10 protein-coding genes and 1 tRNA gene are annotated in these 15,654 nt (G+C 39.0%); 8 read left to right on the top strand and 3 right to left on the bottom strand.

Features of this window, described 5'->3' with window-relative positions:
• Positions 1-244: 244 nt before the first annotated feature.
• Positions 245-1,600, top strand: a complete 1,356-nt coding sequence (locus tag EDD61_RS12765; RefSeq protein ID WP_132225703.1) for an Ig-like domain-containing protein — start codon at positions 245-247, stop codon at positions 1,598-1,600.
• 99 nt (positions 1,601-1,699) lie between these two features.
• Here EDD61_RS12765 and EDD61_RS12760 read toward each other — a convergent pair whose 3' ends face one another.
• From EDD61_RS12760 to EDD61_RS12750, 3 genes are all read right to left on the bottom strand, one after another.
• Positions 1,700-4,945, bottom strand: coding sequence for a UvrD-helicase domain-containing protein (locus tag EDD61_RS12760; protein ID WP_132225701.1), 3,246 nt, complete (start codon positions 4,943-4,945; stop codon positions 1,700-1,702).
• Entirely contained in the window at positions 4,938-7,610 is a 2,673-nt protein-coding gene (locus tag EDD61_RS12755; RefSeq protein ID WP_132225699.1) for a PD-(D/E)XK nuclease family protein, read from the bottom strand. Before EDD61_RS12755 ends, EDD61_RS12760 begins: the two co-directional genes overlap by 8 nt.
• Before the next feature lie 206 nt (positions 7,611-7,816).
• A tRNA-Ser gene (locus EDD61_RS12750) sits at positions 7,817-7,906 on the bottom strand.
• Between the two features lie 326 nt (positions 7,907-8,232).
• On the opposite strand from EDD61_RS12750, the gene EDD61_RS12745 reads away from it, so the two are divergent.
• The 7 genes from EDD61_RS12745 (at position 8,233) to EDD61_RS12715 (ending at position 15,583) form a co-directional block, all read left to right on the top strand.
• On the top strand, positions 8,233-11,028 hold the full coding sequence (locus EDD61_RS12745) for an Ig-like domain-containing protein (protein WP_132225697.1): 2,796 nt from the start codon (positions 8,233-8,235) through the stop codon (positions 11,026-11,028).
• Positions 11,029-11,155: 127 nt separating this feature from the next.
• Entirely contained in the window at positions 11,156-12,160 is a 1,005-nt protein-coding gene (gene galE / locus EDD61_RS12740) for a UDP-glucose 4-epimerase GalE (RefSeq protein ID WP_132225695.1), read from the top strand.
• A gap of 57 nt (positions 12,161-12,217) precedes the next feature.
• Positions 12,218-12,934: a sugar phosphate nucleotidyltransferase gene (locus EDD61_RS12735; protein ID WP_008690509.1), complete on the top strand. Its 717-nt coding sequence runs from the start codon at positions 12,218-12,220 to the stop codon at positions 12,932-12,934.
• Positions 12,935-13,053: 119 nt separating this feature from the next.
• Positions 13,054-14,202 (top strand): helicase-related protein, encoded by a 1,149-nt coding sequence (locus EDD61_RS12730; RefSeq protein WP_132225693.1) that lies wholly within the window; start codon positions 13,054-13,056, stop codon positions 14,200-14,202.
• Positions 14,133-14,861, top strand: a complete 729-nt coding sequence (locus EDD61_RS12725) for a ComF family protein (RefSeq protein WP_207901051.1) — start codon at positions 14,133-14,135, stop codon at positions 14,859-14,861. Before EDD61_RS12730 ends, EDD61_RS12725 begins: the two co-directional genes overlap by 70 nt.
• Before the next feature lie 26 nt (positions 14,862-14,887).
• Positions 14,888-15,091, top strand: a complete 204-nt coding sequence (locus tag EDD61_RS12720) for a cold-shock protein (protein WP_008978176.1) — start codon at positions 14,888-14,890, stop codon at positions 15,089-15,091.
• A gap of 294 nt (positions 15,092-15,385) precedes the next feature.
• Entirely contained in the window at positions 15,386-15,583 is a 198-nt protein-coding gene (locus EDD61_RS12715) for a cold-shock protein (protein WP_008690517.1), read from the top strand.
• The last annotated feature ends 71 nt before the right edge of the window (positions 15,584-15,654 follow it).

The raw sequence follows: 15,654 nt of genomic DNA, 5'->3' as shown, positions 1-15,654 counted from the left end.
CACACAGGAAAGAATAAAGAAAATCGCAAATTCAGGAGTAAATTTACGATATAGTGGATAACATAAATAAGCATATTGGTAAGCCGTATGCCTTAATAGGGCACGTACGGTTTGATAAGGGGCGGTAGTTTAATGACTATCGCCTACTTTCTTTAATCGATTGTATGAGAAATATTGCCATGTACCTGAAATGAAGCTATAATAATCCTATTAAAGGCGTAATTGGCCTTAGGAGGGGAATAACATGAAAATATGCAAGAAGCTTATTGGCTGTTTGATGAGTCTATTTATAGTGTTTAGCATGATGGGACCAGTACAAGCAGCAACGATGGAAAGCCAAAGGAATGATGTTAGTGTTTCAAAGATTTCATTTAATTATATTTCAAAAACACTTTACACAAATGAACATTTACAATTAAAAGCTACACTAACACCTAGCAATGCAACAAACAGTGCGATTACATGGTCTTCTAGCAATACCAAAGTTGCATCCGTAAACAGTACTGGTTTGGTTTACACAAAAGCACCTGGTACTGCTACGATTACCGCAATGACCTCAAATGGTATTACGAAGACTTGTAAAATCACCGTTCTTAAAAGAGGTTTAACAACGACCAGCGCATCACTGTATGTAAAAGGAACGACCAAATTAACGTTTAAGGGATCTTATGGAACAGTAACATGGTCATCTGATAAAAAAAGTGTTGCGACAGTAGACAAGTATGGGAAAGTAACAGCTGTAAGACCCGGTACTGCTTATATTACGGCGAAATCAAAGACGGCAATTTCTAGATGTAAAATCACAGTGAAACAGCCAGCTTTGAATAAGCATTCTGCATCTTTGTATTTAGGTTCTCATATGACACTGAAAGTAACTGGTGGAACCGGTGCGATTACTTGGACATCTTCCAATAAGAGCATTGCGACAGTAAACAGCAAAGGGTATGTCACAACGAAAAAAGCTGGAACTGTTTATATTAAGGCAAAACGTAATGGTTATACTGCTCAGTGTAAATTAACAGTGAAAAAACCTAGCGTGAATGCAACCAGCAAGAGTATATATACTGGATTTTATACAACCTTAAAAGTAAATGGCGGTACAGGTAAGATTACCTGGTCTTCATCAAATAAAAACATTGCTACGGTAAATAGCAGTGGTCGTGTGGTTGGTAAAAAAGCCGGTACGGCATATATTTACGCGAAACGAAACGGGTATACGACAAAATGTAAAGTCAGCGTAAAAGAAAATGCAAAATCTTATAATGTTTCCACCAATGTATTTGATTATGATCGTGGTGATCCTTCGGTAGCAGTTAGAAAAGTTTATTATAGTGGTGGAGCTTTACGATTAGATACTTATGTAGTCAACAATCGTATGACAACGGTTAAGAACTTTAAGAAAATTAATTTTAAAATTTATGATTATACAGGTAAATTAATAGCGAATCAAACTTTTACTAATTTTGCTTTAAATATTAATCCATATAGTTATAAGAAAATAACCTTTAAGTTCTCATCAGCAGGAACTTTGAAAAAGGGTGCATTACTTTATAAGGGCATCACAGGATATTATGAAGGCTCTTACACATACACTTACTAGTCGAATTTAAGAAGGAGAAATCCTTCTTTTTTTATAAATTCAGATACAAAAAAAGAGGATACCATATACCGTTTGGTACCCTCTGCATAACCTAATCATTTATGAGACTTGAATCATCTCAGATAAATGCAGTGAATAAATATAGCAAGCGATCTTACTGTTTGGATATAGCGTGTTCATAGCCTTTTGATACAACAGTAACTGTTCCCGATATCTTGTTATTAACTCATCAGCTGAAAAGATGGCATCGGTTTTAAAATCGATAATGGTAATACCGTTCTCTTGTATTGCCACAAAATCCATGAAACCATGTAAGACTTCCTCACCATCCTTCACCATGAAAGGAAGCTCATAATAACAGGTGGTTTTCAAGCATCGCTGAAAGACTTCGTTTTCATATAAGTCATGCAGGCGCTTAACATCTTGTTCAGACAGCGTTATGTGCAGACGTGCCGCACATTGCCGAATTGCGGTATCTTCGTATGTTGAATTGCCCAAGGCTTCAATCATCTTATGCATCATCGTACCATACTGCATACCTTTTGGCTTTTGCAGGGTAATTGCTATATCTGTAGCTTTTTTCGCAGAAGCTGTCGCAAACTGTAAGGTTTCCACCTCTTGATGATAAGGCTGTATGTGATATTGAGGTTTTATCGGTTCTTGAAGAGGAAAACTTTGCCACAGGGTATGTACTTCTTTGATGGTGAAAAGGTCATTTGGATGTTGCAGAAAGGTTTGTAAGAGCCAGGAGGTATAACCGCCACGATCGTATATAGAAGAAGTCGTTAAAGGCTTATTATATTGTTCCAGGTCTAAAACACAGTCTACGATATGCATTTGTTGCTGAGCACGTGTCGTTGCCACATAGAGGATACGCATTTCTTCTTCTAGCTCTTCTTTATCTTTTTTATGCTCCATGGCGATACGAGGAATCGTTGTTCGTACATAGCGTTCAGGCAGTTCCATTCGTTTTAAGGCAATTCCCAGTTCACTGTCACAGATGCATAAATCTTTAAATTCAATTGCTGTCATGGCATCATTTGACCATAAGAAGACAACCGGAAACTGCAGCCCTTTTGATTGATGGATGCTCATGACACGGACGACATCAGCTTCACTGCCAATCGGTATTGCCTCTGCTGTTTGAGCATCTTTAATCTGTTCAATCTGATTCAAAAACGCATGAATGCCCATGGCATGCTGTTGTTCAAAGGTTGCTCCTTTTTCAAACAATAGATCCAAATTGGTTTTTTCCTGCACGCTTGTATGCAATACATAATAATTATTTTGCTCATATAAACGATTCAGCGTCTTTGTAAGGGAACAACCAAAACATTCTTTGCGTAATTCTTCGAAGGCCTGAAAGCCGGGAATAGGATGTTCCTTTAAATATGCATAAAAACTAGATTCATATACCTTATGTGCAGCTTGTTGACTTGCCTTTTGTGCCTCTTGACGTTTGGCCAGCTTGCTTTGGGCAATTTGTTCTGCACTACAAGGGAATAAAGGAGATAGTAAGATGGCGATTAAGGCGATATCATTATGCGGATCTTCGATGGCGCGCAAGGCACTTAGCATCAGCGATATGGCACTGGATTGGTAGAAACCGGATTTCACATCAATAAAATAAGGAATATGCAGTTCATCAAACACTTTCTTCATATTTTCTTTACGAGCATTTCCTCTCACCAGTACGACAAAATCCTTCCATTGACGCTGTTCTTTTTCACGTATTTCTAATATCTGATTGGCGATATAGCTGGCCTTCAGATCATTTTTAGCGAGAATCAACGCATTGGCCTTCTTGATCTCATCATGAAAGATGGCATGAAAACAGATTGGCACATTGTCTTGCAATTGTTCTGCAACGCCGGTTTCTACATCATCTGCATCGGCATAGCGGCAGGAGAAACCGTCTAAATTCATTAACTGTTTAAATAAGAGGTTATTAAAATCAACGATCATTTTTTTCGAACGATAGTTGTTTGATAAATAGATGACTTCATCATAGATACCCTGTTGTTCAATGATACCGCGCATTAAAGAAGGTTTGGCATGTCGGAAACCATAAATGGATTGTTTAATATCACCGACACGAAAGACATTATTTTCACGGCAAATGGATTGAACCAGGGTATTTTGCACATCATTGCTATCTTGAAATTCATCTACCATGATTTCAGTAAACTGCTCACGATAGCGCTGTGCTACCTGACCATCTTTACACTGCAAGATTTCCAGTGCATAATGCTCCATATCGTCAAAATCAATGACTGCTTGTTCTTGTTTTATACGCGCATAGCTCCTTCGATAATCCTTGACCATTTCAATCAGCTTTTGAACATAAGGCTTTAATGCTTGCATATCCTTTATGAATTGTTGCTCACTGAATAAAAGTCCTAATAAACGATCTTCTAATTCTTGTGATTGTTTACGCAAATGAACATATTCTTTATCCTCTTTATCCGGAGAGGGAGGAAGGATTCCATGGGCAATGGATTGAAAGGCTAAACGAAAGCCTTCATAATCACGTTTGGCTAAGGTTTCTTGTAAAGATGGCAAAGCCTGTACCTTTTGTTCTACTAATGCAGCTTTTTTTACTTCACTGTCATAGCGGTAACGATAAAGTTCCTGAATGCGCAAGATGCCTTCTTCATAACGCGAACATTCTACTGCTAAGTAGGAAAAGAAGTTTTCTTGTATGGCAATGGGCAGATCTTGTATATGCTTGATATTATCATAAGGGATGAGCAAAGCGTTTAACCAGTCATCGGAATTTGCTTGTGAGGATGCCATGACAGCAAGTGAGGTAATCAGCTTGCGCAGTGCCTCATCATTTTCACTGCGTGAGGAAAACATGGCACAAAGATCAATAAAAACTTTATCCTGTTTGGCATATTGGTTTTGAAAAGCTTCTTCTAATGCTTCTCCCTGATATAAGACCATCGTTCCATTATCCATGATGTTGGTGATGCGCGTAGCATCTAGGCCAATCATATAGTAATACTCTTGTAAAATGGATAAGCAGAAAGAATGGATGGTCGAAATATGGGCAGTTTGTATACTTGTAAGCTGGCGGGTGATGTAAGCACGTTCCTCAGGATCCTTTGTTTCTTCATAGGCTTTCTGTAAAGAAGCAGCCAGTCGCTTTTTCATTTCACTGGCCGCCGCCTCCGTAAAGGTCATAGCCAAAATGGCATCAATCGGAACACGATCTTTTACCACCAGATCCATTAAGCGGGCAATTAATACCGTGGTTTTACCACTGCCGGCAGAGGCGGATACCATGATGTTTTTATCTTTTGTCTGAATAGCTTTCAGCTGTTGGGGATTCCAGTTAGGCATCTTCATCCTCTCCTTTCCGATAGAGGGAATCATCTGTTTCAACCATGGCTTTGCGTTCAAATGGCATACCATGGAAACGGCAGATAGCATGAAAATCACAGTATAGACAGGCATCTTCACTTGGTTCTATGACGATATCACCATCCAGCATACGTTTGGCTAATTGCTGATATATGCTCGTGAACCAGCGTTCTATGCTATGTAAGTCGTATAATTTACTTGTTTTGATGAGCTGGTCTTTATTGCAGCGAACACCGCTCACATGCGTGCCTTCATCATCTAATAAGGATACATTCGGATACATGGTCCATCCATGTATGCGATGCGTTTTGATGATGGCATCTTGTAGATCTGCTTTTTCAATCGGTGTATAGGTAACCGGCTTGCGGCGCGATAGCTTACCTGCCGGATGGGGAATATTTTCATTTTTTAATGATAGATAATAAGCTCCCATAATTTCTTTTTGTTCCAGTTTGGCCATGACGATGGAATAGGTTAAAAGCTGTAACTGCATTGCCGCAAATACTTTTGTTTCCGATAGTGTTTTTGCACTGCTTTTATAATCCAGAATGCATAGGATATCATCATATACATCCAAACGATCAATGAAGCCATGCAAAGCCAGTGTGACATCCGATGTTACAGGTATTTCATATTGAAATTCGCGTTCTTGTTGCCAGGGCTGGAAATGAGAATGTTCCTCAAAAGAAGCTAAACGTCGCAATGTCTGTATCATGCTGGATTCGATACGGATACGTAAAATCTGTAAGCGGGTACGCATGTCCGAAAAGACTTCTTGAAGGGCGTCTATTTCCTTGTCAATCAAGGCGGTAAGCGTTGTTTCACATACACTTGTATAGGCTTTCCCCTGTTGCTTAGTCAAGGTTTCTAACAGATAATGTGAAAGGGTTCCCATATAAGAATCCGCAAAGCCTAGTTTCATAGGTTCTCTAATACCTAACCCATAACGCAGGAAATATGAAAACGGACACTTTACATAGCGTTCAATAGAAGAGATGGAACCTTTGATTTGCTGATTGCGAACAAACAGCGCATGGGCTGTTTGCGATGTAATGGTCAGCGCAATATCTGCTTTTTCATACATTTCCTGTAAAGGATAGGGTTTAGCTCTTTCATCAAACATTTGTTCTATTTCTAAGGCAGCTTCTAAAGATTTTCCTTCATACGTACCTAAGGGATAGGATATATAGAGATGTTGGCTGCGGTTTAGCAGCTTACGTAACTGTTTCAAATGCAATTGATAGCGATGTTCCATGCTTGGATAAGGCAGGGTTTCATAATAGTGCTCATCAAAGATACCACGTTTTGCCATAAAGGCAGGATATTGATTTTGTGTAGCGCCTAGTAAGAAGTGATGTTTTCTGGTACAGGATCCCTGTTTTAGTGAGGTGACACTGACCCCTTGCAATTGATGAATCGTGGAATGTACAGTAATATCCGCTAATAACTGTAGTAAAAAAGTGATATCATCCTTTTCCTTTATATATGGATATACTTCATTGATAACATTCATGACATCTTGTAAAACCGCACTTTGCTGCATATCGTTACCCAGGCTGTTTTTTAAAAGTTTTAATACGGTGAGTAACATTTCTTCATAAGAAGCTGGATGCATGAGTGGTCGTAATTGTTCAGCGATATGCTGTCGGGCAATTTCTGCACGTTCCTCTATTTCTTTCAGCTTTGCCACATCTGTTTCATTCAGAATATGAGAAGTGGTGGAAAGTGTTTGTAAATGATCAAATGGCTGAAAGAAGTCTTTTTGATAAATTTGTAAATATTGCAGTAAGGAGGATAAAGTTTCCTCATGAAAGATACCGCAATCTAAGCAGGCCAATAAATGTTCTTGCGTTGGCTGTAAATAATAATTCAACAGCATGTGTGCGCGTTTGACAATAATGCTGCTGGCAGCGGATGCCACAAGGTTTGTATAAGGGATATGATAGCGGTTAAAGATTTGTTCCAGGATGGGGATATACGAGGTATCTGCCAAGGTGATGGCAACATCCTCAGCCTTCATCTCATGGCGTAAGATATATTGGGCACAGCCTTCAATTTCTTGTCGTTTATTCACTGCATGATAAAACTTTCGTTCATGAGGAATTTCTTCATCCTGTAATAAAGTAGCACCTTGCCTAACCAGCAGGTTGACTAGTTGTTGTTGCTGTGGAGTGAAGAAAGCATCATAAATATATACCATATGCGCATCCTTATGCGCTATTTCACGAATCGCTTTAACAATCAAATCACCTTGTGTTTCAATTGGATACAACGCAGTCAGGATAGTTTTTCGCTCAGCATGAGCTTCTTCCTGTTCATTTAATACACTCAGCGGAATCTGCCATATCTTAAGATCATCAAGGCACTGCATACATTCCTTTAAGAAAACAGAAGTGAGAGCAGCTTCTTGATAAATATGTAAGGAAGAAGAAAGCTGTTTGATACGCTCGCGATAGGCAAATAAGATGGAAGCCTCACTTGGCGCATCTTCCAAGGATTGGGCAGACAGATAACCATTCAGCGTATATAAACGCAAGCCTAACAATCCATGGGTCGTTTGTAAAAGTTTTTGGCGAATGAGCGGATGCAGGTGTGCCGGTGCCAGCAGTGTAGCGCCCATTGGTAATGATGAGAAATCAAGCATGTGAACTTCCTCCTTAGCGTTTCTTCTATTATATAATTTCTCGAGGTAAAAAGGCAATTCTGATATACCAATCCTTTTCTTGGAAATAAGAATGAAGGAAAGAGAAAACGTTTGCGCTGGAAAAGGTTATAGGTTTCATAAAGATAATGAATTCAGAGCATCATAGGGATAAAAAAACACCGTTATCACGGTGTATTCTAAACACTTGGCGCAGCAGAAAGGATTTGAACCTCCGGTGTCAAAAGACACGCCGGTTTTCGAAACCGGTGCATTAAACCAGACTCTGCCACTGCTGCGTATTACGTGGTTATTGTAACTGTTTTTATTAGGTTATGCAAGAGGGAACATCGATTTGATTCAAATAGCGAAAATGAAATTCATCATAAGGATGAATTATAAGATCAGACCATGACATCTTGATATACCAGATAGATGGTAAGACAATCGATAAGGTTTGTCTTTCAAATAAAGGAAAAAGGGACTATAATAATAGTAATAAGTGTTAACGCTATAAGTTTTCAAAGAGGCTGGTATGATCATGACGGTAAGAAACATCCAAAACTTGTAACTTTATGTGACACATTTATGATAAAATGAATAATGAGAGGGGATTTGAAAGGATATGAAGAAACTTTTAATAGCATTATTTTGTGTGGCATTGCCATTATCATCGATGTCTTTTGTGCATGCGCAGGAAAAGAAAGAAACAGCGAACACATCCATAAAGGAGGATGTCTTCAACGATGGAGAATATGCATATGGCGATGGTTTTCAGGATATAGCGGAAGCAAATCCTTATGCACGTGTAGAGGGGTATACATATCAGCGAAACGGTAATTATATTTTATATAACTTTAAAACAACATCATTATATAAAGAGCCATATGGCAATGTTAAGGCAAAATTATCGCCAAAGATACGCTATGCTACGAAACGATATGGCAATTATTTTTATGTGAATACAGAAAAAGGAAGTGGATGGATCACCACTTGGGATGATAACATCCAGGAATTAGAAATTGAAGATATATCGGCACAGCTAAAAACAACGAAGACCTTAGATGTTTACTCTGTACCTATCTTTGATGATAGATTTGAGACAGGAACCATACCGGCAGGTACTTACACGATTAGCAAGCGTGCGAATTATTTTGCCTATGTGAATAATGGAAAATATAAAGGCTGGATCTTAACTTCCTATCATGATGACGGTACGGTTTTCAGTAAGCAATATGCAACCTATCTGAATACCAAGCGGACCTTATCGCAAACAAGTGTTAATGGTGTGGCCATTAAACAAAAATTATTACCTAAGATTTCTGATCCTACACGTTCAGGTATCTCGATGGTTCCAAAGTATGTGACCATACACAATACAGCAAATGCCAGTAAAGGCGCGGATGCCGCAGCCCATGCGAATATCCAGTATGAACGCAACGTTAACCGAACGGCCGCATGGACATCTTGGCATTTTCAAGTAGATAATAAAGTCATTTATCAAAGTTTGGCAATGAATGAAGTAGGCTGGCATGCCGGTGATGGCAATGACAGTGGAAATGCATCAACGATTGGGATAGAAATCTGTGAAAATGCAGATGGTAATTATGCTAAGGCTGAAAAAAATGCTGCTTATCTAACAGCCAGTATCTTATATGAAAATGGATTGCCGTATACAGCAGTCAAACGTCATCAAGACTGGTCTGGCAAGGATTGTCCATATAACATGAATCATATGAAAAAGGGATCCATGGGTTGGACGAAATTTAAAGCGATGGTAAAAGATGAATATACGAAGTTACAATTAAAGCTTTCGACGTCTTCGACATCGCTGCCAGCAGGTACCACGATGACCATAAAACCAATGGTTTCATCTAAGCTCACCAATAAAAAGGTTACTTGGTCAAGCAGTAATGCTGACATCGCCAGTGTGGATGCCAATGGCACTGTATTGGGTATTCGTGAAGGCAGTGTCACCATTACGGCAAAAGATGCAGCAGGGGGCAAGGCTTCCTGTAAAGTAAGCGTGAAACCAGCACTATTAACCTTGCATACGACTTCAATCACGATGTATCGAAATAAAACGATGGCCTTGAACATCGTTACAGCTATTCAGGGCACACCTGTATGGAAGAGTAGTGATACCAGTGTTGTCAGTGTCAATGCCGATGGGGTATTGACGGCTAAGAAAGCCGGCAAAGCACTTGTATTTGTCACCGCGGATGGAAAGAATGGAATTGCCAGTGTCACGGTAAAAGATCCTACCATCAAGCTGAATACAGCATCTGTGACGACCTATGTTGGAAAGACGTATACCTTAAAAGCCACAGTAACTCCAACAGCATCTATTTCATGGAAAAGTGAACAGCCATCCATAGCCAAAATTGATGCCAAGGGAACCATAACGGCGCTAAAAGCAGGAACAACCAAAATCAGCGCAACCGCAAACGGAGTTACGGCAACCTGTTCGATTAGCGTGAAAAAGCCAATCGTTACCTTGAATAAAACATCAATAACTTTGTATGAAAAAAGTAGTGTGACTTTAAAAGCGACGGCTTATGGAAAATCCCAAACCGTGCGTTGGTCATCAGATAATAAAGCAGTGGCAGAAGTTTCTTCATCTGGTAAGATCACAGCTAAAAAAGCTGGTACTGCCTATATCAGTGCCAGTGCAAACGATGCTAAGAAAACTTGTAAAGTTGTCGTTGTAAAGCCATCCTTGTCATTATCTAAGACAAGTATTGCCGTGAATGTAAAAGGCTCCTATACCTTAACCGCCAGTGTCAAGGGACTTAGCAGTAAATGTGTATGGAAAACAAAGAATAGTAGCATTGCCACAGTGAGCAGTACAGGTAAGATTACCGGGAAAAAAGCAGGGACAACAACCATTTCGGTAACTGCGAATGGAATTACCAAAACATGTAAGGTCAGTGTGAAAACACCATCGCTTTCCCTTTCTAAAAGTAAATTGTCTATATATGAAAAAGGCAGTACAACCTTAACTGCCAAGGTATCGGGTGCATCTTCAAAGGCAACATGGAAATCCAGTAACACCAAGATAGCAAGTATAAGCAGCAGCGGGAAGTTGACAGCGAAAAAAGCGGGAAAAGTTACGATCACGGTGAGTGCGAATGGGCTTAAAAAAACTTGCGTTGTAACGGTAAAAAAACATACACCGGTATCTTCCATCAAACTAAATACGACCATCTTAACTCTGAATAAAATACGCTCTTTCCAATTACGTGCTTATATCTCACCGAGCAAGGCAACTTATAAAACAGTGAAATGGAGTTCCAGTAATACGAAAGTGGCAACCGTCACTTCAAAAGGAAAGGTATATGCGAAAAAAGCAGGAACAGCCTATATAAGTGCAACTTCTAGCAATGGTAAAAAGGTACGCTGTAAGGTACGCGTATATTAAGCAGATCGATAACAAGTATTGGCATAAAAATCTCCTAGGATATTTGAATTTTTCAGCTTATAAAAAATAAATGCAGCAAGAGGCTATATTAATGCTATAATGAAACAGAAATAACAGGAGGAAGCTTATGAAAATATTAGTGACCGGAGGAACCGGATTTATTGGAAGTCATACCTGTGTAGAATTGCTGGATGCAGGCTTTGACGTTGTAATCCTTGATAATCTTTATAATTCACAGGCAGATGTCGTTGATAAGATAGAAAGTATCACAGGAAAAAAAGTAACCTTTTATGAAGCTGATTGTTGTGATGAAGCTGCGTTGGCACAAATCTTTGCCCAACATAAGATTGATGCCGCTATTCATTTTGCCGGTTATAAAGCAGTGGGCGAATCTGTGGCAAAACCTTTGATGTATTATCAGAATAATTTAATGAGTACCCTGGCATTGTGTAAAGTGATGGCAAAGTATAACTGTAAGCGTCTGGTATTCTCTAGCAGCGCAACGGTTTATGGCAATCCAGCAAGTGTTCCTATCTATGAAGATTTTCCATTAGGACCTACCACAAATCCTTATGGTACTACAAAATTGATGATTGAACAGATTCTAAAAAATCTGCATGTATCTGATCCTGAATGGAATATCGCATTGTTGCGTTACTTCAATCCAATTGGTGCACACAAGAGTGGTCTGATAGGAGAAAGCCCAAACGACATTCCTAATAATTTAATGCCTTACATTGTAAAAGTCGCAAACAAAGAACTGCCTTTTTTACATGTATATGGCAATGATTATGATACACCTGATGGTACCGGCGTGCGTGATTACATTCATGTGGTGGATTTAGCCAAAGGCCATGTCAATGCAGTAAAAAAAGTCATGGAGCCAATCGGTGTAGATGCGTACAATTTAGGTACCGGCATAGGATATAGCGTATTGGATGTTGTCAATACATTCGCAAAAGTGAATGCGATTGAGGTACCATATCAAATTGATCCACGCCGTCCCGGGGATATTGCCCAATGTTATGCAAGTACGAAAAAAGCGTGGGAAGAGTTAGGCTGGAAAGCAGAAAAAGGATTAGAAGAAATGTGCAAGGATGCTTGGCATTTCTTACAGACAACAAAGAAATAAAGACAAGTGATCGAAAAGGCAGCGGATGGGCTGCCTTTCTTCACAGGGGGATTTTATATGAAAGCAGTAATTTTAGCTGCAGGTGTGGGACATCGTTTTAAAGAATTGACGAAATATAAAAATAAAGCGTTTTTTACCATCGGGCAAACTATGGTAATCAAACAGATCATTCAGTATTTATTACAAGCAGGTATTCGCGATATTACCATTGTTACCGGGCATCGGCATGAAGATTTTTCTATTTTGAAAAAGAACTATCCTATTCATATCCTGTATAATACGGCATATGGTGAATACAATAATATCCATTCCCTTGCTTTAATTGCAGAACAATTGAATGAATGTTGGCTGATTCATGGGGATACGGTCTTATTCAAGAATATTTTTAAAGAAGCATTTACACATACTACGTTTTATACGATGCTGAAACGTCCCAATGGAGCACCTGTTCGCGTTGTTGAAGTGGATGAACAGCATCATATTCAAGGATTCCATATCGATCGAGGAGAACGTAGAGTATTGTCCTTGCTCGGTGTCAGCTATTGGCGTAAGGATGCTCAGATGATCTTATTAGAAACTTTGAACCATCTGCATGAGAAGGAAAAGAAACGCTTTGATGGGGAATGGGAAGAGCTGTTACAAGAGGTAGTAAAAAAAGTCGAGGTAGACGCTTATCAATTGGATCGTAAATATGGCGGTGATCTAAACACGATGAAAGATTATCAAGAAATCGTGGAGACGTATGATCGTTATTGGAAATCCATGCGTAAGTGATGATATTGCGAAACGTAAAAACTATAAATAAGAGATTATTTACTAGAAAAATATGAAAATATTTGAATAAACACGGAAAACCACCAAGTTGTGTCGTATGACATAGTGAGGTGGTTTTTATGCGTTGCCAACGTTGCGGAAATGAGGACATGAACTATTTTTATCAAGATGAGGGTGTCTGGTATTGTCGAAAATGCATTGGGTTTGGCAGAGTAGATGTCGGAAAGGAACCAATAACGCGTCCATGCATGCGCAGACGATGTAAGTGTCACTACACGCTGCCCTATCCTTTAACGCCAAAACAACAAGTCGCAGTTGCCTCCATTATGCAGTACCTAAAAGAAGGCAAAGATGTTTTAGTGTATGCCGCTTGCGGAGCCGGTAAAACAGAATTAACAATGGAAGCAATACAATGGTATTTATGCCAAGGAAAGAAGGTGGGCTTTGCGATCAGCCGACGACAGGTCGTCTTAGAAATACAGGAACGCATGCAGCAGGCATTTCCTATGCTACAGGTCATTGCGGTATGTGAAGGATTTACGGATATCACGGATGGAGATTTGATTATTTGTACTATGCATCAATTATATCGCTATCATGGCTGGTTTGATTTGCTCATTATGGATGAAGTAGATGCGTTTCCTTATCGTGATAATGCTTTATTGGAAGCAATTGCGATGCATGCGTGCATCGGACAAAAGCTCATGCTCACAGCCACACCGGATGAAGATATGCTGGAAAGGGTGAAAAGGCAAGAAGTTTGCATGGTGGAATTGTTTCAGCGTCCGCATGGCTATCCATTGATAGAACCGCAGGTATATCAGATGCCAAAAGCTTCGCAGATAGTTTGGATGCTTTATTTTTTACGTAAACAAAAACATGATGGTATACAGACTTTGGTATTTGTTCCGACGATACATATGGCGAATACATTGTATCGTTTCTTACGACTGACACATCGTTGTGCCGTATTCACCTCAAAAACAAAAGAGAAAGAAAAGGTGATAGATGAATTTCATGAAAAACGATATGATTTCTTAATCACGACGACCATTTTAGAAAGAGGTATCACCATTCGCGGTATTTATGTGATGATCCTATGTGCCGATCATCCCATTTTTCAAGAGGCCAGTCTCATCCAAATGATTGGGCGTGTTGGTCGTAACATCGAAATGCCGAAAGGGAAAGGAGTGTTTTTATGCAGCCACAAAACCACTTCTATAAAACGCTGCTCCATCGCCATTCACAAGATGAATCAGACATTGTAGAGCATTGTCTGTTATGTTTTCAGAATGTACATAAACAAGAAGATATCTTTCATTATGTAAAACGTTCTTCTTTCTTATGCGGGGCATGCCGAAAACAGTTGGAGCCCTTATGCAAGAGCACGAAGTTGGACTCGCTGCAATTGTCTATGTTGTATCGTTACAATGATTTTTTAGAAAGCATGATCTTTCAATTTAAAGAAGGTAGGGATATTGCCTTGCGTCCTGTGTTTTTTCATGAAGTTATGCAGGAACTTAATGACAAATTTCGACAATATGCCATTGTATTAATGCCTTCCAGTAAAGAGAAGATGTTGGAACGCGGTTTCTTGCCGGTAAGGGAGATGCTGCAAGCTTGTAAGCTGGAGATCATTGAACCCTTTTATAAGACAAGCAATCACAAACAATCCTTACAAAATATGCAAAACAGGGCTCTTATTTCCCAGGTAATACAACGAAGAAGTGATGTTTCTTTGCCCCAAAAGCCCCTATTACTTGTTGATGATGTATGCACAAGTGGTTCTACCATCTTGTGTGCATACCAAAAACTCTTGCCGCATACATATAAAATAGAGGCGCTGGTACTGGCAGCACATCCTCTTTTTGTCGAATCCTGCGATGAAAAAGGTTTGCTAAAACGTATGCGATTCTCTATACTTTGATTGTTGAAATCAGGAAGGTGAAGTGAATGAAAGGTAAAGTAAAATGGTTTAACGCAGAAAAAGGATATGGTTTCATATCCAGTGAGGATGGCAAAGATGTCTTTGTCCATTATTCACAAATTCTACAAGATGGATACAAGAGTCTGGAAGAAGGTCAGACGGTAACCTTTGAGGCAGTAGAATCAGATAAAGGATTACAGGCACGTAATGTCGAAGTCTGTTCATCTTAATTTTTAAGATTTAGCGTAACATAAAAACATAGGATTCTTTAAGGTAGATCACCTTAAATCGCTACAATACAATTCATTTAGATTGTATTGGAAATGAAAAGGATTTGTAAAAGGAACAAAAGCTGTGTGTAAAAAATATACATTTTTGAAAAAATGTTTAAAATCGTTGTACTTCCAACAAAAACTGACGATTTTTTTACAAAACAATGTACTAAATTCATTGATTTTTCAATAAAATGTCTTTATAATTTTACTATGCAGTAAGGTTCGCATAGAAAGGTACAGGATTTAAGAATGCAAGGAAAAGTTAAAATGTTTAATCAAGAGAAAGGATACGGATTCATCACATTAGAAGATGGCAGAGATGTATTCTTTCACTACTCTCAGTTGATGATGGAAGGTTTCAAAACAATCGATGCTGACGCAAAGGTTGAATTTGAACTTGTTGAAACAGAAAGAGGTCTTCAGGCTCACAACATCGTAAAACTTTAAAAAAGTGTAAAAACAGGCAGAAGCCTGTTTTTTTATGGTGTATCCATGACAAGTTTGTGTTACAATAGAAA

Origin of the sequence: Longicatena caecimuris (assembly GCF_004341945.1) — a bacterium.
Lineage (GTDB): Bacteria > Bacillota_I > Bacilli_A > Erysipelotrichales > Erysipelotrichaceae > Longicatena > Longicatena caecimuris.
The sequence above is the reverse complement of the archived record's forward strand: the minus strand, read 5'-3'. Positions and strand labels throughout refer to the sequence as shown.